This is a genomic window from Bacillus sp. GS3m_15504 (genome assembly GCF_055825275.1).
Genome location: NZ_JBVVNL010000001.1, coordinates 3012807 through 3032483, shown reverse-complemented (window position 1 = coordinate 3032483; position 19677 = coordinate 3012807). Strand labels below are relative to the sequence as shown.

Here is a 19677-nt window from a genome sequence, read left to right as displayed (position 1 = left end):
GTATGAAAACATATTATGAGCAAGATGCAAATGTAGGGCTATTACAAGGAAAAACTGTTGCGGTAATTGGTTATGGATCTCAAGGTCATGCGCAGGCACAAAATTTGCGTGATTCTGGTGTGGAAGTGGTAGTTGGTGTTCGTCCTGGTAAGTCTTTTGAAGTAGCAAAAGCAGATGGGTTTGAAGTAATGTCTATTTCAGAAGCAGTTCGAACCGCGCAAGTTGTGCAAATGTTATTGCCAGATGAACAGCAAGCACATGTGTATAAAGCAGAAGTAGAAGAGAATCTCCGCGAAGGACAAATGTTACTTTTCTCACATGGATTTAATATTCACTTCGGACAAATTAACCCGCCAAGCTACGTAGATGTAGCAATGGTCGCGCCAAAAAGTCCGGGTCATCTCGTTGGCCGTGTATTTCAAGAAGGAAACGGTGTTCCGGCATTAGTCGCAGTACATCAAGATGCAACAGGCACAGCATTACATGTAGCACTCGCGTACGCAAAAGGTGTAGGGTGTACACGTGCAGGTGTAATTGAAACGACATTCCAAGAAGAAACGGAGACAGATTTATTCGGAGAGCAAGCTGTACTTTGCGGAGGGGTAACTGCACTTGTGAAAGCTGGTTTTGAAACATTAACAGAAGGTGGATATCGTCCTGAAATTGCATACTTTGAATGTTTGCATGAATTAAAGTTGATCGTTGATTTAATGTACGAAGGCGGTTTAACGAATATGCGCCATTCTATATCAGATACGGCAGAGTTCGGGGATTATGTAACAGGATCGAGAATTGTTACAGATGAAACGAAGAAAGAGATGAAACGAGTACTTACAGAAATTCAGCAAGGTGAATTCGCGAAGAAATGGATTTTAGAAAATCAAGCAGGGCGTCCAACGTATAATGCGATGAAAAAAGCAGAACAAAATCATCAGTTGGAAAAAGTAGGAGAAGAGCTTCGTGAAATGATGAGCTGGATTCATGCACCGAAAGAATTAGTGAAGAAATAGAGTAATAGATTGCAAGTGAAAAATACGTAAGAGGGGATTTGACAAGATGAGAAGTGACATGATTAAAAAAGGTTTTGATAAAGCGCCGCATCGTAGTTTATTAAAAGCAACTGGTTTGAAAGATGAAGACTTTGATAAACCGTTTATAGCGATCTGTAATTCTTTTATTGAAATTATTCCAGGTCATAAGCACTTAAATGAGTTTGGGAAGCTTGTTAAAGAAGCAGTACGTGCAGCAGGTATGGTTCCATTTGAATTTAATACAATTGGAGTAGATGACGGTATTGCGATGGGGCATATCGGTATGCGCTATTCGCTTCCGAGTCGAGAAATTATTGCAGATTCAGTAGAAACGGTTGTAAATGCCCATTGGTTTGATGGCATGATTTGCATTCCAAACTGTGACAAAATCACACCCGGTATGATGATGGCTGCACTTCGTATTAACATTCCAACTGTTTTTGTTTCAGGTGGTCCGATGGCGGCTGGAAAAACATCTAAAGGAGACGTTGTTGATTTAAGTTCTGTTTTCGAAGGAGTAGGGGCTTATCAATCTGGGAAAATTTCAGAAGAAGAATTAAAGGATATTGAAGATCATGGCTGTCCATCTTGTGGTTCTTGTTCTGGTATGTTTACAGCGAACTCTATGAACTGTTTATGTGAAGTGTTAGGTTTAGCTCTTCCTGGTAACGGAAGTATTTTGGCTATTGATCCAAGACGCGAAGAATTAATTAAACAAGCAGCAGAAAAATTAAAGATTTTAATTGAAAGAGATATTAAACCGAGAGACATTGTAACGGAAGAAGCAATTGATGATGCGTTCGCGCTTGATATGGCAATGGGCGGTTCAACAAATACAGTGTTGCATACATTGGCGCTCGCGCAAGAGGCTGGATTAGATTACGATATGAACCGTATTGATGCCGTTTCAAGACGTGTACCACATTTATGTAAAGTAAGCCCTGCTTCCAATTGGCATATGGAAGACATTGATCGTGCAGGCGGGATTAGTGCAATTTTGAAAGAGATGAGCCGAAAAGAAGGGGTACTTCATTTAGACCGTATTACTGCTACGGGGCAAACATTAAGAGAAAATATTGCTCATGCAGAGATTAAAGATAAGGAAGTGATTCATTCTCTTGAAAATCCTCATAGTGAAGAAGGTGGATTACGTATATTAAAAGGAAACCTTGCGAAAGACGGAGCAGTTATTAAAAGCGGGGCAACTGAAGTAAAACGATTTGAAGGACCTTGTGTTATTTTTAATTCACAAGATGAGGCGCTTGCCGGCATTATGCTTGGGAAGGTTAAGAAAGGAGATGTAGTTATTATTCGTTATGAAGGACCAAGAGGCGGTCCTGGTATGCCGGAAATGTTAGCACCAACGTCAGCGATTGCTGGCATGGGATTAGGTGCGGATGTTGCGTTATTAACCGATGGTCGTTTCTCTGGTGCTTCACGTGGTATTTCAGTAGGTCATATTTCGCCAGAAGCAGCTGCGGGCGGAACGATTGCACTTCTTGAACAAGGGGATATCGTTTGTATCGATGTTGAGGAAAGGTTGTTAGAAGTAAGAGTTAGTGACGAAGAATTAGATAAGCGTAAAAAAGAATGGAAACGACCAGAACCGAAAGTGAAAACGGGCTGGCTTGGACGTTATGCACAAATGGTAACATCGGCGAATACAGGTGCAGTCCTAAAAATCCCGAATTTTGATTGAGTCAATATAAAAGAGATAAGGATGATATGAAATGGTGCAAAAGGTAAAGGAGAAAGTGAAAATTGAAGATATCTTAATGGCCCATACTTGTATGAAAGATATCGTTATTAAAACACCGTTACAACGTGATACAGTTTTATCTGAGAAATATGATTGTGACGTTTATGTAAAACGCGAAGACTTACAATTAATTCGCTCTTTCAAAATTCGTGGTGCGTACAATTTAATTCAAAGTTTATCGAAAGAACAATTACAAAACGGTGTTGTTTGCGCAAGCGCTGGTAATCATGCACAAGGGGTAGCTTATACGTGTAATTTATTGAAGATTCCGTCAAAAATTTTCATGCCAACAACAACACCTAAGCAAAAAGTATCACAAGTTCAATTTTTCGGTGGTGATTTCGCAGAGATTGTATTGGTTGGTGATACATTCGATAGCTCTTTTCAAGAAGCACAGCGTTATTGTGAAGAAAATAGAATGACATTTGTTCATCCGTTTGATGATCCGTACGTAGTTGCTGGTCAAGGGACAGTGGCAGTTGAAATTATGCATGATATGGAGAAACCGGTTGATTATATCTTTACAGCAATTGGCGGTGGTGGATTAGCATCAGGTGTAGGTACATATGTGAAAGGTGTTAGTCCTGCTACACAGGTCATTGGGGTAGAGCCAATGGGAGCTGCATCTATGAAAGAGGCTTTTCTTCAAAATGATAATGTGGCATTGGAGAAAATAGATAGTTTTGTTGATGGGGCAGCGGTTAAAAAGGTAGGAAAGTTAACATTTGAAACTTGTAAAGATGTAATTGATGACATTGTTTTAGTACCAGAGGGAAAGGTTTGTACGACGATTTTAGAACTGTATAAGAAAAATGCGATTGTAGCTGAACCAGCTGGTGCACTCTCTATTGCAGCGCTTGATTTATACAGAGATGAAATTAAAGGTAAAACAGTTGTATGCACATTAAGTGGTGGAAACAATGATATTGATAGAATGCAAGAAATGAAAGAACGATCTCTTATTTACGAAGGGTTAAAGCATTATTTCATCATTGAATTCCCGCAACGTTCAGGTGCGTTAAGAGAATTTCTTGATAAAGGATTAGGGCCAGAAGATGATATTACTCGCTTTGAGTATATTAAGAAACATAATAAGGAAAATGGTCCAGCATTAGTCGGAGTAGAGTTAAAATATAAAGAAGATTACGAGCAGTTAATTATCCGTTTTAAAGAAAATAATATTCAATTTATGGAGCTTAATAAAAATCCTGTTTTGTTTGATTTGCTTATTTAATAGAAGGAAAGAGTTAGCACCCAAATAAAAAAGATAGATGCAAGCGAGGAAATATAATGCTTGTTCTATCTTTTTTATAGTTAAACTAGATATTCATTAAATTCAAGAAGAATAAAGCTAGCTAACCAAAAGAGTATTGCAATACGAATGATTACGTACATAGTAAATTCAAAGGGAGAAAGGTTTCTCTCTCGCTTTATTTTTTTTAATAGTCTCACAGAATAAAAGGAACATAAAAGCAGGATTGCTATAGAAATTTTATAGATATTTTCTAAGAGAACTATATTTTCTAATAAGCCCTTTAGCATATTCATCACCTATTCTCTAATGTATGTTACATAGAAATGGATCTTGTACTGTTTAGTTGCGTTTATTTATTATTTTCCCTGTATCATCAATTTCTACATCAGTTGAAATTGTTTGTAAGTATTGGAGAGCTTTTCTCTTTTCTTCCTCATTTACAGGGGAAACTTGGTTGTTACGGATGATATAAGGATTGAATGACATTTGGACATCCTTTCCTTTAAAAGTTAAAGTTAATACACCAGTTTCAGCACTTTTTCCGTTCACATAACTTGGGAATAAAAAGTTTCCTAATGAGTAAGCGACAGGAACGTTATTATAATATTCAAACCCTTGTAACCAATGTGGATGACTTCCGACAATCGCGTCGGCTCCTGCTGTAACCATTTTATTTACATATTGTTTTTGATAATCTACCGGACGATTTGATTTTTCGACACCCCAATGCATATAGACAATTAAATAGTCTGCATCTTTCTTTTGCTCTTTAATTGTTTTTGTTACAAGATTTAAATCATACCCGTTCGCAACGCCAGGTTTATTGTCATCAGCTACCCAAGTAAAATCAGGCATAAATCGGACGAATGAAAGGAATTTGAATTTTTTTCCTTTTACAGTCATTTCTCGTGCAGTATATGCATCTTTTGCATTTTTTCCGGCTCCAATGTAAGGGAACTTTAATTTCTCTACGTGAGAGATCGTGTCTAATAATCCATTTTGTCCATAATCAAGTGTATGGTTATTCCCAATATTTACGATGTCATATCCAGTGTTTTTTATCGCTTGAAGCGTGGATGGATCACTTTTAATCCAAAACAGTTGTCCAGGAGCTTTCTTTTCTTTCGTTGTAAATGCTGACTCTAAATTAACGAAAGAAATATCAGCTTTTGTTATTTCTTCTTTTACATGCTGGAATGGATAATCAGCCCCGTTTTTTTCGATTACCGGACGTAATTGCCAATCGAACATTGTATCACCAGAGAAGGTGAGTGTAATTTCCGGGTCTTCTATTTTCTTGTCTTTTTTTGAAGCAGTTTTACTAGATTTGTTTTGGAAATCGGGTTTGTCTGTCGCCTTTGAAGTAAAAGAGTGGTTAATTAATACAACAATTGGTGTAATACAAAAGGCTATTAACAAAAATCGTTTTAGTAAAGTTTTCATAAATACCTTCCCTTTTGAGTTTATCTCGCAATTAGATTAGCAATGAGTCTATAAAAAGTAATTGGTGTATGTACAGATACAAAAAAATGCGGTTTATGTTGTGAAAAACATTTGTTAATATTCTCAATATTAAGTTAACATATAGATAACCTGTAAATCAATGAATAAACCAAAATATAGAAATAAAGAATTCGAAGGGTGAAGAATGAGAAATGGTTATATTAGGAGCAGTTGTAAATGGGATTTGTATTATATTTGGTACTTTACTAGGTAAATTATTTAGTAGGATTCCAGAAAGTATGAAGGGAACAATTATGCATGCAATTGGTTTAGCGGTTGCTGTGCTTGGACTTCAAATGGCATTGAAAAGTGAAAATTTTCTTGTTGTCATACTAAGTTTAGTAATTGGTACCGTCATCGGGGAATGGCTACAATTAGAGGGGAAGTTAAAACAGTTAGGAGATTGGCTAGAAAATAAAGTTGGATCGAAAGGGAAAGGGAGCATATCAGAAGGTTTTGTAACAGCTACTTTAATTTTTGCAATTGGCGCGATGGGGATACTTGGTGCACTCGACAGTGGTATTCGTGGCAATCATGATATTTTATTTACAAAGGCAATTATCGACGGATTTATTTCTATTATATTAACGACAACTCTAGGGATTGGCGTAGTATTTTCAGCGATTCCAGTCATTTTATATGAAGGTGGCATCGCAGTTTTTGCAACACAAATTAATAGTGTTGTCCCGAAAGAATTAATGAATCAATTTATAGTGGAAATGACAGCTACAGGCGGTATTATGATAGCCGCTATTGGATTGAACTTACTGGGATTTATTAAAATTAAAGTCGCAAATTTACTTCCAGGTATATTAGTAGTGGGAATCATTGTTTCACTTATTTATAGTTACGGTTTAATAGTAAAGTAGGGGATGGAGATACAGATGGAGGGATTTCAATTTACAAAACGTGTGCATAACATATTGAAGATTGCAGCAGAAGAGGGAGAAAGTAATATCATTCAACCAGTTCATTTATTTATTGGCATGTGTAAAGAAGGTACTGGCGTATGCAGCGAGTTGTATATGTATTTGTTTCGTAACGTGGGTACAGATTTTTTAGAAAAACTTTCAATACAAAAACAAAATGATTTAACGAATCAAGAGTATAAAAAAATAGGGCATTATAAGTTATCATATAAGACACTAGAAGTTTTACAAATAGCGAAAAAACGTATGGAACGTTTTCAGCAACTATTAATGAACGAAGGACATGTTATATATGCACTCTTTCGCGCGGATACGTTTATTGAAAATCCACAAATACAAAAAGAGATATTACGTATTGTAGATGAGCCAAGAGATTTAGCGGTTGATTTAAAATGTTTTGTTCCTGCGTATACTCATGTAACATGTCATGTTAGAAAGGCTAACTCTTCTGATTTTGGGAAATTAGTAAGTTTTGTTAGTGAGGAATTTGGTGAACGTTGGTTACATTCGATAGAGTACGGATTTCGTACATATAAAGAAAATGTACCTATTTATATAGCAGAACAAGAAGAAGTGATAGTAGGTTTTGCTTGTTATGATGTAGTGAGAGGAAAGAAAGGATTGTTTGGTCCAATGGGCACGGCGAAACAAAATCGTGTGAAAGGTGTAGGGAAGCAATTGTTACATTGTAGTCTGCATAGTATGAAGCAAGAGGGTTATGAATATGCAATTATTGGGCAAGCGGGCCCAATTGAGTTTTATGAGAGATGTTGTAATGCACGTTTAATACCGATTATGGATCATTAACCAACTTCATTTAGGTGGAGTTGGTTTTATTATGAAAAAATGTGGGAATGTAGTGATTTTTATTAGAAAATAGCGGGTTTTGTAGTAAATCTTACAAATAAAGCAAATTACTAAACTTTTTACAAGAAAGGGTGTAGAATGGGTATCTAAAGAAAGAAGGTGTGAAAATGGCCAGCTGGAAACGAAATTTAATGATTTGTTGGCTAGGTTGTTTTACCACTGCAGCCGGTATGAGTTTAGTAATTCCTTTTTTATCTTTTTATATTGAGGAATTAGGGGTAACTGGCACTTCTAGTATTGCACAGTGGTCGGGACTTGCATTTGGTGTAACATTTTTAATGGGTGCGATCGTATCACCAATATGGGGAAAGCTTGGTGATATACATGGACGGAAATTGATGCTAATTCGTGCGAGCCTTGGTATGGCGATTATTATGACGCTTATGGGGTTTGTAACGGATGTGTATCAACTAGTCGCACTAAGATTTTTAATGGGAGCAGTATCTGGTTTCCTTTCAACAGCGATGACATTTATTGCAGCAGAAACTCCGAAAGAGCATTCAGGTTGGGCGATTTCTACAATTTCAACTGGTGGCGTGAGTGGCTCGTTACTTGGCCCATTACTTGGTGGTTATTTATCAGAGTTAATTGGAATGCGTCATGTTTTTCTTGTTACAGGAGCTTTTTTATTCCTTTCCTTTCTCATCGTTTTTTTCTTTCTACATGAAGAAAATCACTCTGCTCAAGCAAAAAAAGTACAAACGAAAAAAGTATGGACGATGGTTCCAGCCAAACATTTGATTATTAGTTTGTTTGTCACAACATTTATTATTCAACTTGCTAATATGTCTGTTCAGCCAATTGTTACATTGTACGTGAAAAATTTAGTTGGTCCTCAAACAGCGCATATTGAAACAATTGCGGGTGCCGTTATGTCAGCGACAGGATTAGCGGTTATTTTGGCAGCACCAAGATTAGGACGATTATCAGATCATATCGGTCCTCAAAAAACGTTAGTTGTAGCGTTGTTTGCTGCAGGAATTATTTTTATCCCGCAAGCATTTGTAACCTCAGCTTGGCAACTATTAATTCTTCGATTTTTATTAGGTATCGCACAAGCAGGATTATTACCTTCCGTACAAACTCTACTAAAACAACATACACCAACTCATGTAACGGGACGAATATTTGGATATAATCAATCGTTTCAGTTTTTAGGAAATATGATTGGACCAGTACTTGGTGGACAAATAGCAGCACATGCAGGATTCCAATATGTGTTCTTATCTACTTCATCACTATTATTTATTGCATGCATTTGGGTTTATTTTCATAATAAGAATGAAGAGGTATCAGAGAAACGACATTTGGAAGTTAGTTAACTAAGTGAATGAAAAAAGGATGAAGCAAAGATTGCTTCATCCTTTTCTTTAAAATTGGAGACAAAGATAACTTAATGTACCAAGCTCGTAACTGCGATGAATGACTTCACCGTTATTTTCACCACTTCCCATAGCGATAAATAAAGGTACAAAATGCTCTGCTCTTGGTACTGCTAATTGTGCATGAGGAGCATTTTTCTCCCAATTAAATAAAGCATCTTTATCAGCAGCCTGCATATGTTTAATAATCCAATCATCAAATTCAATTGCCCATTGTTCGGGTGTAGTTTGATTCCATTTCAGTGCTCGTAAGTTATGAACGGTAACACCACTACCGATTACTAAAATATCTTCCTGTCCAAGTCCTTTTAATGCTTCTCCAATCTTAAATTGTTCTTTTGCAGAAAGGAATGGATTTACTGATATTTGTACGACAGGAATATTTGCTTCTGGATACATGCGATGCAAGAGTGTCCATGAGCCATGATCTAAACCTCTCGTCATATTATGATGGACTGGAATACCTTTGTTTTTAAACTTTGTTTCTAACATGGATGCAATGCTAGAAGAACCTTTTGCACGATATTTAATTTCGTATAACTCTGGAGGAAAACCTCCAAAATCATAAATTGTTTCATATTCGTTATCTGATGAGGAAATCGTTAATACTTCACTTTCCCAGTGAGCAGTGAAAATAACAATTGCTTTCGGTTTATACGTTTCTCCAAGTGTTTTTAAAAAACGTGTATAGTCTGTATCTTGAATAGCGAGCATTGGTGAACCATGTGCTAAAAATAATGATGGCATCATAATAGAAACCTCCTAAAAATATAATAATTACTTTATGTAAGTAACTATATAATTTTATGACGTTTTCGTCAACATAAATAGTTTGACAGCTAATCGGAAAAGGAAGGTATTTGTCATAATGAAAGCAATTGCATATAATATATAGTAAGAAAAATGAATAACTATTCATTTTTGGAGATACATAATAGATTTGGGGGCTGACGAAATGAACGTACAGGAAAGTTTCGTTACGGCATTGGATGGATCGGAAATTTATTTACGCAAGTGGTTACCAGAATGTGAACCGAAAGGGATTATTCAAATTGCGCACGGTATGACAGAACATGCAGGTGTTTATACAGACTTTATTGATGCGTTATTACAAGCAGGGTACGGTGTTTATGCGCATGATCATAAAGGTCATGGGAAAACAGTAAAAAGCGAAGAAGACTATGGTCATTTTGAACCGGATATAGGGTGGAATCAGGCTGTGTCTGATGTGATCTTTGTTTCGGAAATGATAAAAGAAGAGCAGGCATGTCTATTGTTTTTACTTGGTCATAGTATGGGATCTTTCCTATCAAGAAGAGCTGTGCAACTTAGAGGCGAACTATATGATGGATTTCTTATTTCAGGCACTGGGGGAAATCCAGGGTTTGTAGGAGTCGTTGGTCATAAAGTAGCGACAATTGAGATGAAATTGCGCGGTGCAAAAACGAAAAGTCCGATGCTAAACTTTTTATCTTTTGGCAACTTTAATTCGAACTTTAAGCCAAATCGTACAAATTTTGATTGGTTATCTTCAGATAATGATCAAGTTGATAAATATATTGCCGATCCGTTATGTGGATTCATTTGTACGACGAGTTTTTATCGAGAATTATTTTCTGGTGTATTAGAAGTGAATAAATTAGAAGAATACAAGAAGACGCCAAGCAATCTTCCGATACATATATTCTCTGGAGACCGTGATCCTGTTGGAGATATGGGAAAAGGTGTGAAAGAAGTGTATGAAAATTATAAAAAATGTGGTGTGAAAGACGTGACACTACGTTTATATGAAAATGGAAGACATGAAATGTTCCATGAAGTGAATAAAGAAGAAGTATTTAAAGATTTGATTTCGTGGTTAGATGCGCATAATAGATAAGAAAGTTAAGCTCAAACTGTTTTTAGTTTGGGCTTGTATTTATATATTCGTTAGAGATAAGGACAAAGAGTTTTAAAAAAATTGCTTCAAACAAATATAGAGATGGTTTCCAGGAGATGAATATATGAAATTTGGAATTATCGGCCCATCAGAAGATGAAATTATGCCATTCATTTTGTTAAGAAGTTATTAGAATCAGTGAAAAAGAAAAGAAACATTGTATGAGAAAAACCTCACTTTTTCTAAAGTGAGGTTTTTTAAGGTAACGTGGCTATAGTTTATAAGTGTTGATTTGAAGAAATGAAGCTTGGCATAGTGCAGGGGCTGCTTCAGAACTTTAAGAACAATTTCTAATCAAACTTCTTATAAAGCAACAAATGCTTGTTCATAATAGTAGTATAATAGTGAATGAGGTGTTAATAGAATGGAAGATAAAACATTAGGTCTACTACTAGATGTAGTTGGGGAATTATTTTCAGATGAAATTTCAATTGCTGTATCGAATACGAAAGAATATATATACTATCGCCCGAGTAAACGAATTGATTTAAAGATTAGCGCCGGGGATCCTATAAAGGAAGGGACGATTGCTCATAAAGCAATGGTGACAAACCAAAAAACCTCTGAGTTTATTAACCGGGATGTTTTTGGTATTCCTTATCATGGTATGGCCGTGCCGTTTTCAAACAATGGAAAGCTTGAAGGCTGCGTGACAGCTATTTATCCTGCTTTAACCGACGGAAAGTCAGTCGTTACTTTAAAAACAACGGACGGCTGGGTTCCGGTTCCTTTTTCAAAGGTCATGTATTTAGAGGCGAAAGATAAAAAGACGTATGTGAATGCAGAAGAGTTAACAGGAACACATAAATACTCGCTACAAGAATTCGAATACTTACTTCCGAAAGATTCATTTATTAGATGCCACCGTTCATTTATTGTAAATGTTAATCATATTAAAGCGATTTATCCTGATACACATTCTACTTTTGTGCTTTCGATGGACAACGGAGAGAGGGTACCAGTTAGTCAATCATACGCTAGTTATTTTCGTAAGCTTCTAGGATTCTAAATTATTCTGCTTTAGAGACTAGATTCGCTGTTTTGTCTGAATTTTTGCCATTGTATACTGAAATCCCTATTTGGATACTGTTAAAGTGTAAAATAATTATGAATATTCATAAGGAGAGGGATTACATATGGAGAATAATTTGGATAGAATTAGGGATCAACGTCTGAAAGATCGCGTAGTTACACCTGAAGAAGCAGCTTCATGGATTGAAAGTGGAATGACTTTAGGCTTAAGTGGGTTTACACGTGCAGGTGATGTGAAAGCAGTCCCATTTGCGCTTGTAAACCGAGTTAAGAATGATACATCTTTTAAAGTAAATGTTTATACTGGTGCCTCTTTAGGTTCTGATGTAGATAAATTATTTGCGGAAGCAGGAATTTTAGGGAAAAGATTGCCTTTCCAAGCTGATGCGACTATGCGAAAAGGAATTAATAACGGAGATTTTTTATTTGTGGACCAGCACTTATCTCATACAGCAGAGTTACTTCGCGCTGACGTTATGGATGTAGATTTTGCTATTTTGGAAGCGGTTGCGATTACTGAAGATGGCATGATTATTCCAACAACTTCAATAGGAAATTCTTTAGCGTTTTCTTTAAATGCTAAGTCCATCATTATTGAAATGAATATGGCTCAATCCGCACAGTTAGAAGGACTGCATGATTTATATGAACCAGGTAAGCAGGGAGAAAGGCTTCCAATTCCGATTGTGAAAACGGATGATCGAATTGGAACGATTGGCATTCCGATTGATGTTGAAAAGGTGAAAGGGATTGTGTTTACGAACCAACTAGACTCACCATCGACAATTGTTCCTCCGGATGAAGAAACGGTTATTATGGCACAGCATTTAATAGAGTTCCTTCGAAAAGAAGTCGAAGTAGGCCGATTAACAAATCGTTTAGCACCGTTACAATCGGGAATTGGTTCAGTGGCTAATGCAGTTCTTCATGGAATGTTAGATTCGGAGTTTGAAGATTTAGAAGTGTATTCTGAAGTTTTACAGGATGCGGTCTTTGATCTTATGGATGCTGGAAAAGTCAATTTTGCTTCATGCTGTTCGATCACACTTTCTGAGGAGAAAATGCAAAAAGTATTTTCCAACTTTGAAAAATATCGTGACAAATTAATGATGCGCCCGCAAGAGATTTCCAATCATCCTGAAATTATTCGCCGCCTCGGATTAATCTCGATTAATACTGCTTTAGAATTAGATATATACGGAAATGTGAACTCTACTCACGTTTTAGGTACAAAAATGATGAACGGTATCGGTGGTTCTGGTGACTTTGCAAGAAATGCTCGTTTGGCTATCTTTGTTACGAAATCGATTGCGAAAGGTGGTAACATTTCAAGTATCGTTCCTTTCGCCTCACATATAGACCATACGGAACATGATGTAGATGTTATCGTCACTGAGCAAGGATATGCTGACTTAAGAGGACTTGCGCCAAGTGAAAGAGTGGAACTCATTATTGAGAATTGTGCACATCCAATGTATCGTGATCAACTACGAGCTTATTATGAGGAAGCGAAAACAAGAGGTGGACAAACTCCTCATATTTTAGAGAAAGCTTTTTCTTGGCATACGAATTATGCTAAAAATGGAACGATGCTTGAAGAGGTAGTAGAAACTGTATAGAAATATAAGAATGATTCTTAGAATAATATGCTATAAAGATTGAAAGAAAAGAACGCCAATTTTCAGGAATGGCGTTTTTTTCTTTTAAAAAATTATTATCTATTATGAAGAATTATAAAAGTAATCTCTTATTTACGGAAATAAGAGGTTTTTTAAATTAATTTTCGAATCATTTTATAGTGTATATATCGAAGGTGAGGAGAAAGAATCATGAAGATAAGAAAAGCGTTATTAAGTGAAGCAAATGAATTAAGTGAACTTGCACTACATTCAAAAGCAACGTGGGATTATAGCGAAGAATTTATACTTGCTTGTAAGGAAGATTTAACAATTACAGAAGAGTACATAAAAAATAACTTTGTATATGTTTTAGAAAACGATAATACGAAGATTGGTTTTTTCTCATTTTTACGTAATGAGAAAGCTCTCGATTTTCTATATATTCATCCTCGTCATAAAGGGAAAGGCTATGGGAAAATACTGTGGGGCTATGTAATAGAAAAAGCAAATGAATTAGGGTTAAAAAGTTTTATGATTGATAGTGATCCGAATGCAAAAGGGTATTACTTGAAAATGGGAGCAAAGTTAATCGGAGAGACACCATCCACTGTTTTTAAGGGGCGTTTACTGCCTCTTTTGAAATATGATGTGTAAAACTATTAATAGTAGGAGAAGCTGAGAATGGATCATGTACAGAGAAAGCAAATATATGAAGTATTAATAAAATCGTGGTCGATTGAAACAAGTTCAAAGTGGACAATTGAGAATCCAGCAAAGGGACAATGTGGTGTTACAGCTCTAGTCGTTCAAGACATATACGGAGGAGAGATTAAAAAGACAAAAGTAAGAAAGGCGTGGCACTTTTATAACTTTATAGATGGACAGAGGTTTGATTTTACAGAGGCGCAATTTAATGAAAAACTGAATTATATGGATATAGAATCAAATCGAGAAGAAGCATTTGCAGATACAAATGAAAAACAATATAGCATTTTGAAGAAAAAGATAACGAAAGAATTCAAATTATCTTTTGACTCTTAATCTTTAATAAGTTACTATAATGGTGGTAACTTATTAAAGGGAACTTCATAGAGTTGAAAGGGGAAATACTTTTGAAAACAACTTATGTAAACGCTACAATTGTAACGATGAATGAACAAAATGAAGTGATAGAAAATGGATATATCATTGTAGAAAATGATCAAATTATAGATGTAAAGAGTGGAGAATTCGCTAGTGATTTTGAAGTAGATGAAGTAATTGACATGAAAGGAAAGTGGGTTTTACCAGGTCTTGTCAATACACATACACACGTTGTAATGAGTCTCTTAAGAGGTATTGGTGATGATATGTTATTACAGCCGTGGCTTGAGACGAGAATTTGGCCACTTGAAAGTCAATTTACGCCAGAACTTGCGGTTGCTAGTACGGAACTAGGATTACTTGAAATGGTGAAAAGTGGTACAACATCATTCTCTGATATGTTTAATCCAATTGGAGTAGATCAAGATGCAATTATGGAAACGGTATCAAGGAGCGGGATGCGAGCTGCTGTTTCAAGAACTTTATTTAGCTTTGGAACGCAAGAGGATGAAAAGAAAGCAATTGAAGAAGCTGAGAAATATGTGAAGCGTTACTATAACGAAAGTGGTATGTTAACTACGATGGTTGCACCGCATAGTCCATATACATGCAGTACAGAACTGTTAGAAGAGTGTGCACGTATTGCAGTAGAAAATCAAACGATGGTTCATATTCACCTTTCGGAAACAGAGCGTGAAGTACGTGATATTGAAGCACAGTACGGAAAACGTCCAGTAGAATATGTAGCAAGCTGCGGATTGTTTAAACGTCCAACAGTTATTGCACACGGTGTAGTATTAAATGACAATGAGCGTGCATTTTTAGCAGAACATGACGTTCGAGTAGCTCATAATCCGAATAGTAATTTAAAACTAGGTTCTGGTATAGCGAACGTAAAAGCGATGCTAGAAGCGGGAATGAAAGTAGGAATTGCAACAGATAGTGTGGCATCTAACAACAATTTAGATATGTTTGAAGAAATGCGTATCGCAACATTATTACAAAAAGGTATTCATCAAGATGCAACAGCGTTACCGGTTGAAACAGCTCTTACACTTGCAACTAAAGGAGCGGCTGAAGTAATCGGCATGAAACAAACGGGATCACTTGAGGTTGGAAAGTGTGCTGATTTCATTACAATTGATCCATCTAATAAGCCTCATTTACAACCAGCGGATGAAGTGTTATCACACCTTGTATATGCTGCTAGTGGAAAAGATATAAGCGATGTAATTATTAACGGAAAACGTGTCGTTTGGAATGGCGAATGTAAAACGTTAGATGAAGAGCGTATTATATTTGAAGCAAGTCGTTATAAACGAGGTTTACAAAGATAGGTATTTTTAGGCTGTGGAGAAAGACTTCTCCACAGCCTGTTTTTGTGTCTGAACCTTTTTTATTAATAAAACAGAAGAGAATGATTTAGATAAAATCACTAGTTTCAAAAATCCTTCACGTAATAATGATTATATGAAGGATTTGAATGTTTCTTATTTTTTTGTCTCGTTGACCCATATAATAATGTCCTGGATAACGTACTCAGGAACATTAGCAGGGATTTCATATTCACTAGGGAGACTTAATTCCCCATCACCCTCCGTGAAGAAATGATTCAATTTTGGGTATTTATTGAACTGAACATTCCTACGGTTTGAGAGCCCTTCCTGCCATTTTGTATATTCATTTTTTACTGTTACTTGATGATCGCGTGCTCCTTGTAGAATCAGTAAAGGCTCTGTTCGTAATCTTGCCTCTTCAACTGGACGCCACCTAGAAACGTCATACATAAAATGAGGTGACGCAAAATTGTAGCCAGCTGGAGGGTGGTCAGGATTGAAAGTAGGATCCTGGATAAAAGCGACTTGTCTTTTTAGTTCATCGATTACTTCCTTTGGTGCTCCTAGGTATTGATTCTGATCAATAGCAATGTCAGTCAATGGGCGTGCAGGTGGTGCGAGTAAGATACTTCCTCTAACAAGTGAGGAAGGTGATTTGCTTAGTATACGTGGCATTGCGCCAGCTCCTAGACTATGTCCAAGAATGAAAATATTATTTGGATCAATGCCTTCCTGCTGCGCTGCTGATTTTGCCGCATATATGGCATCATCTGTAGTATCACGGTCTAACGTAACAGGTTCTGCACTCATCTTTAATGCGTGTTCTAAGGTGCGTTTTTCATAGCGTAACACTGCAATTCCGTTGGACGAAAGACCTACCGCAAGATCTCGTAAGATTTTTGTTCCCATATATGTACTATCGCGATCATGGATGCCAGCACCATGAACAAGAACAACTACGGGTACCTTTTCACCAGGCTTATGTTTCGGAATGGTTAATGTGGCTGGTAACGGATAGGTAGAATTTCCAATGACGATTTCACGTTCTTGATAGGAAGCAGGTTGATCATATGTAGGCTGCGGGATAATATAAGATTCCGGAGGCGTCCTTACCCCAATTTCATCTACTTTCCCGCCAGGTGTGAATTTAAGGAGTAACGGTATGGTAGTTCCTTGGGTAGTTCCTGAAATTTCCACCGTCTGATGGACTAAGTTTCGTTCTTTTATTACGGGGATTCCCATGCTTTTTATCGCGCTCCAGCCACTTTGTGTCCACCAGTTTTGTAATGTGTTTGCTGTAAACTTGGATTGAAAAGCAGCAGACGTTAACTGAAGTGCCTCTGCATACTTATCTTGCTGGAGATATTCAAAAAATAATGATGTACGCTCCGTTAAAGAGACTCGTTTCTTTTCTACAGATTGTTCCTCACGTGTATCTGCGTGAATAGCTGTTGTAAGCGGAAAAGATGAAATGCCTAAAGAAAAGAGCAGGGTAAAGGAAAGTACTGATTTTTGTATTTTCTTTTTTTTATTCATGTTTTAACCTCCAATATGTGATGGGAAAAAACAGGTATGATAAATTAAGGTTCTGTTGTAACAACGTCTAAACCATTGATATGTTCATCTAAAACCAACAGTTCTGGTTTTGTCGTAATCGCTCTAGTAACTCCTAACCTCTCTTTCTTCACTTTATATTTTGACTATACGAAACAAAGTTCTCGTTTTTCTTACTTGATCCTTACAAAATCCTTAAGTGTATAAGATTTGTAAAATATCACTTGCTACTTGACCTGAATTTCAAAAAAAAGCGGCATTTCTTAATGGAGATAAAAAAATATCCCAACCAAACTGTACCTATATGTCTATTAAGTTAATTATGGGGGATTTATATGAAACAGAAGAAAAGTTAAAGCAAAAAGGGAGGTATACAATAGGAGATGTTTTTTAAACTTGAGCGAACAGCGTAGATTATACATTCAATCTTTAGTGATCCTTTTTAAAAGGGTCACTTTTTTCTTGAACGAATAAATATTCAAAAGAATGTCGCATCTTTCTGGTAGTATTTCTGCTATAATATATAACGTTTTATAATATTATATTTTAAGGAGAACAACTTATGAAGTGGAAAAAGAGCCATTTAATGGTAATGGCACTTGTTATATCTTTATTATTAACAGCTTGTAATAATAAGGAAAATAAAAGTGATGCAGAGTCAAAAAAACAAGTATTAAATGTAACAGTATCAGAAGAGATTCCTTCTCTTGATACCGCGAAAACGATGGATGGTACGTCAGCGCAGGTTATGCAAAACATATTTGAAGGGTTGTATGTATTAGATGATCAAGATCAGCCTATTCCAGCGGTAGCAAAATCGTTTAAAAGAAGTGAAGATGGTAAAAAATATACATTTGATTTGCGTAAAGATGCAAAATGGTCAAATGGTGACAATGTGACAGCTCATGATTTTATGTTTGCGTGGAAACGTGCAATTGCTCCTGAAACAGCGTCTCAATATGCGTCCATGCTCTTTTATGTGAAAAATGCGAAAGAGATTAATAAGGGGATGATGTCTCTTGATGAACTTGGGGTTACGGTTATAAATGATTATAAGTTAGAGGTGGAACTAGAACAGCCAATTCCTTATTTTTTACAGTTGTTAGCACTACCTATATACCTACCACAGCATGAATCATTTTTGAAAGAACAAGGAAAGAACTATGCATTGGAACCTAGTAATCTCCTATATAACGGTCCATTTATATTAGAGAAATGGAAGCATGAACAAGAGTTTCAATTAAAGAAGAATGCTACCTATTGGGATCAAAAGAAAGTGAAATTAGATGAAATAAACTTTCAAATTGTAAAGGATACAATGACGGCTGTTAATTTATACGAAGCTGGTAATTTGGATAGGGTACCTATTAATTCTCAATTTGTAGACAAGTATAAAGGGAATAAGGAATTACATATGTCGAGTGATTCTGGAATTGCTATGCTACGTTTTAATGAAAAAAATAATGCATTAGCAAATAAAAAGGTACGTCAATCTATTTCTTTAGCGTTAAATAAAGAGGACTTCGTTGCTCACTTTATTAATAACGGAGCAAAACCTGCCAGTGGATTAGTACCAGCTGGTCATATAAATGAAGAGACTGGTAAAGATTTTAGAAAAGAAAACGGAAATCTTTCTTCATATGATTTGCAAAATGCGAAAAAGATTTGGAAAGAAGCGAAAAAAGAGCTTGGGGTAGAACAAGTAAACCTCGAGTTATTAACGTTTGAACAAGATAATGCAAAACGTATGGCAGAATATATAAAAGGTGATTTAGAAAAGAATTTACAAGGACTAACGATACAAATTAAACAACAGCCATTTAAGCAAAAATTACAGTTAGAACAAACAGGTAATTACGATATAACTATGGCAAATTGGGGACCTGACTATAAAGACCCAATTAGTTATTTAGAATTATTTACGACAGGTAATCCGAATAATAAAATGAATTACTCTAATTCTCGTTATGATGAATTAATAAAGAAAGCGAAAACTGATTTTGTACTAGAACCAGAGAAACGATGGGAAGCATTGCTAGAAGCTGAGCAGGTATTATTAGAAGATGCAGCTGTAGCGCCGCTGTATCATATTGGTTCAGCTTATGTACAAAAGGATTACGTAAAGGGAATTGAAAAGCATCAATTCGGTGGTGTTTATACTTATAAAAATGCTTATATCGCTAATAAATAAATACAAAAAACCTTACTTATTAAAAGTAAGGTTTTTTTACAGAGGACAGGGAAATCCTTTGGTGGTGTACCAAACATATAAAGAAGATAAATGCAAAATTGTAGTCACGCATTCATAAGAAGTTGCAACAAATAAGATTGAGCAATTTATTTAAGTAAAAAAAGAATAGAAATATAGCATACATGGAATAAGGGAA

At 36.0% G+C, this 19677-nt stretch carries 17 protein-coding genes; 13 read left to right on the top strand and 4 right to left on the bottom strand.

What is annotated here, in order from left to right; translation table 11 throughout:
* The first annotated feature begins 2 nt into the window (after positions 1–2).
* The 3 genes from ilvC to ilvA are packed head-to-tail and all read left to right on the top strand — an operon-like array spanning position 3 to position 4024.
* The gene (gene ilvC / locus AC0L0O_RS15935) at positions 3–1010 is read left to right on the top strand and encodes a ketol-acid reductoisomerase (RefSeq protein WP_473785869.1); all 1008 of its coding nucleotides are present in this window, start codon (positions 3–5) and stop codon (positions 1008–1010) included.
* A gap of 46 nt (positions 1011–1056) precedes the next feature.
* Positions 1057–2730 (top strand): dihydroxy-acid dehydratase, encoded by a 1674-nt coding sequence (ilvD, locus tag AC0L0O_RS15930; protein WP_001255797.1) that lies wholly within the window; start codon positions 1057–1059, stop codon positions 2728–2730.
* A gap of 31 nt (positions 2731–2761) precedes the next feature.
* Positions 2762–4024: a threonine ammonia-lyase IlvA gene (gene ilvA, locus AC0L0O_RS15925; protein ID WP_473785868.1), complete on the top strand. Its 1263-nt coding sequence runs from the start codon at positions 2762–2764 to the stop codon at positions 4022–4024.
* 80 nt (positions 4025–4104) lie between these two features.
* Here the strand turns inward: ilvA and AC0L0O_RS15920 are convergent, their stop codons facing one another.
* Positions 4105–4332 carry a hypothetical protein gene (locus tag AC0L0O_RS15920; RefSeq protein WP_000911956.1) on the bottom strand — a complete coding sequence of 76 codons (228 nt, stop codon included), beginning with the start codon at positions 4330–4332 and terminating at the stop codon, positions 4105–4107.
* 52 nt (positions 4333–4384) lie between these two features.
* A complete protein-coding gene (locus AC0L0O_RS15915) occupies positions 4385–5488 on the bottom strand; it encodes a CapA family protein (RefSeq protein ID WP_473785867.1) in 1104 nt (367 codons plus the stop codon).
* Positions 5489–5700: 212 nt separating this feature from the next.
* On the opposite strand from AC0L0O_RS15915, the gene AC0L0O_RS15910 reads away from it, so the two are divergent.
* From AC0L0O_RS15910 to AC0L0O_RS15900, 3 genes are all read left to right on the top strand, one after another.
* Positions 5701–6417: a DUF554 domain-containing protein gene (locus tag AC0L0O_RS15910; RefSeq protein WP_000236025.1), complete on the top strand. Its 717-nt coding sequence runs from the start codon at positions 5701–5703 to the stop codon at positions 6415–6417.
* A 15-nt stretch (positions 6418–6432) separates the two neighbouring features.
* Entirely contained in the window at positions 6433–7284 is an 852-nt protein-coding gene (locus tag AC0L0O_RS15905) for a GNAT family N-acetyltransferase (RefSeq protein ID WP_473785866.1), read from the top strand.
* A gap of 167 nt (positions 7285–7451) precedes the next feature.
* Positions 7452–8666, top strand: a complete 1215-nt coding sequence (locus AC0L0O_RS15900) for a multidrug efflux MFS transporter (protein ID WP_000179311.1) — start codon at positions 7452–7454, stop codon at positions 8664–8666.
* Positions 8667–8714: 48 nt separating this feature from the next.
* Here the strand turns inward: AC0L0O_RS15900 and AC0L0O_RS15895 are convergent, their stop codons facing one another.
* Positions 8715–9476 (bottom strand): DODA-type extradiol aromatic ring-opening family dioxygenase, encoded by a 762-nt coding sequence (locus AC0L0O_RS15895; RefSeq protein ID WP_000982908.1) that lies wholly within the window; start codon positions 9474–9476, stop codon positions 8715–8717.
* A 205-nt stretch (positions 9477–9681) separates the two neighbouring features.
* On the opposite strand from AC0L0O_RS15895, the gene AC0L0O_RS15890 reads away from it, so the two are divergent.
* The 6 genes from AC0L0O_RS15890 (at position 9682) to AC0L0O_RS15865 (ending at position 15736) form a co-directional block, all read left to right on the top strand.
* Positions 9682–10605: an alpha/beta fold hydrolase gene (locus tag AC0L0O_RS15890; RefSeq protein ID WP_001102571.1), complete on the top strand. Its 924-nt coding sequence runs from the start codon at positions 9682–9684 to the stop codon at positions 10603–10605.
* Positions 10606–11029: 424 nt separating this feature from the next.
* The gene (locus tag AC0L0O_RS15885; protein WP_000389707.1) at positions 11030–11674 is read left to right on the top strand and encodes a LytTR family DNA-binding domain-containing protein; all 645 of its coding nucleotides are present in this window, start codon (positions 11030–11032) and stop codon (positions 11672–11674) included.
* 127 nt (positions 11675–11801) lie between these two features.
* Positions 11802–13316: an acetyl-CoA hydrolase/transferase family protein gene (locus AC0L0O_RS15880; protein WP_000429797.1), complete on the top strand. Its 1515-nt coding sequence runs from the start codon at positions 11802–11804 to the stop codon at positions 13314–13316.
* A gap of 210 nt (positions 13317–13526) precedes the next feature.
* Positions 13527–13970: a GNAT family N-acetyltransferase gene (locus AC0L0O_RS15875; RefSeq protein WP_000702227.1), complete on the top strand. Its 444-nt coding sequence runs from the start codon at positions 13527–13529 to the stop codon at positions 13968–13970.
* A gap of 27 nt (positions 13971–13997) precedes the next feature.
* Complete coding sequence (locus AC0L0O_RS15870) at positions 13998–14357, top strand: YunG family protein (RefSeq protein ID WP_098638420.1); 360 nt, start codon at positions 13998–14000, stop codon at positions 14355–14357.
* A gap of 53 nt (positions 14358–14410) precedes the next feature.
* A complete protein-coding gene (locus AC0L0O_RS15865) occupies positions 14411–15736 on the top strand; it encodes a bifunctional S-methyl-5'-thioadenosine deaminase/S-adenosylhomocysteine deaminase (RefSeq protein ID WP_134189046.1) in 1326 nt (441 codons plus the stop codon).
* Between the two features lie 153 nt (positions 15737–15889).
* Here AC0L0O_RS15865 and AC0L0O_RS15860 read toward each other — a convergent pair whose 3' ends face one another.
* Positions 15890–17272 carry an alpha/beta hydrolase family protein gene (locus AC0L0O_RS15860; protein WP_001035249.1) on the bottom strand — a complete coding sequence of 461 codons (1383 nt, stop codon included), beginning with the start codon at positions 17270–17272 and terminating at the stop codon, positions 15890–15892.
* Positions 17273–17852: 580 nt separating this feature from the next.
* Between AC0L0O_RS15860 and AC0L0O_RS15855 the strand changes: the two genes are divergently transcribed.
* Entirely contained in the window at positions 17853–19481 is a 1629-nt protein-coding gene (locus AC0L0O_RS15855) for a peptide ABC transporter substrate-binding protein (protein WP_473785865.1), read from the top strand.
* The last annotated feature ends 196 nt before the right edge of the window (positions 19482–19677 follow it).

What these genes read in the sequence shown, in the direction of transcription:
- AC0L0O_RS15870 (WP_098638420.1), top strand. Translation starts at nt 13,998, where the DNA reads ATGGATCATGTACAGAGAAAGCAAATATATGAAGTATTAATAAAATCG.
- AC0L0O_RS15860 (WP_001035249.1), bottom strand. Translation starts at nt 17,272, where the DNA reads ATGAATAAAAAAAAGAAAATACAAAAATCAGTACTTTCCTTTACCCTG.
- AC0L0O_RS15920 (WP_000911956.1), bottom strand. Translation starts at nt 4,332, where the DNA reads ATGCTAAAGGGCTTATTAGAAAATATAGTTCTCTTAGAAAATATCTAT.
- AC0L0O_RS15885 (WP_000389707.1), top strand. Translation starts at nt 11,030, where the DNA reads ATGGAAGATAAAACATTAGGTCTACTACTAGATGTAGTTGGGGAATTA.
- AC0L0O_RS15905 (WP_473785866.1), top strand. Translation starts at nt 6,433, where the DNA reads ATGGAGGGATTTCAATTTACAAAACGTGTGCATAACATATTGAAGATT.
- AC0L0O_RS15895 (WP_000982908.1), bottom strand. Translation starts at nt 9,476, where the DNA reads ATGATGCCATCATTATTTTTAGCACATGGTTCACCAATGCTCGCTATT.
- ilvA (WP_473785868.1), top strand. Translation starts at nt 2,762, where the DNA reads ATGGTGCAAAAGGTAAAGGAGAAAGTGAAAATTGAAGATATCTTAATG.
- AC0L0O_RS15915 (WP_473785867.1), bottom strand. Translation starts at nt 5,488, where the DNA reads ATGAAAACTTTACTAAAACGATTTTTGTTAATAGCCTTTTGTATTACA.
- AC0L0O_RS15900 (WP_000179311.1), top strand. Translation starts at nt 7,452, where the DNA reads ATGGCCAGCTGGAAACGAAATTTAATGATTTGTTGGCTAGGTTGTTTT.
- AC0L0O_RS15890 (WP_001102571.1), top strand. Translation starts at nt 9,682, where the DNA reads ATGAACGTACAGGAAAGTTTCGTTACGGCATTGGATGGATCGGAAATT.
- AC0L0O_RS15880 (WP_000429797.1), top strand. Translation starts at nt 11,802, where the DNA reads ATGGAGAATAATTTGGATAGAATTAGGGATCAACGTCTGAAAGATCGC.
- AC0L0O_RS15910 (WP_000236025.1), top strand. Translation starts at nt 5,701, where the DNA reads ATGGTTATATTAGGAGCAGTTGTAAATGGGATTTGTATTATATTTGGT.
- AC0L0O_RS15875 (WP_000702227.1), top strand. Translation starts at nt 13,527, where the DNA reads ATGAAGATAAGAAAAGCGTTATTAAGTGAAGCAAATGAATTAAGTGAA.
- AC0L0O_RS15855 (WP_473785865.1), top strand. Translation starts at nt 17,853, where the DNA reads ATGAAGTGGAAAAAGAGCCATTTAATGGTAATGGCACTTGTTATATCT.
- ilvD (WP_001255797.1), top strand. Translation starts at nt 1,057, where the DNA reads ATGAGAAGTGACATGATTAAAAAAGGTTTTGATAAAGCGCCGCATCGT.
- ilvC (WP_473785869.1), top strand. Translation starts at nt 3, where the DNA reads ATGAAAACATATTATGAGCAAGATGCAAATGTAGGGCTATTACAAGGA.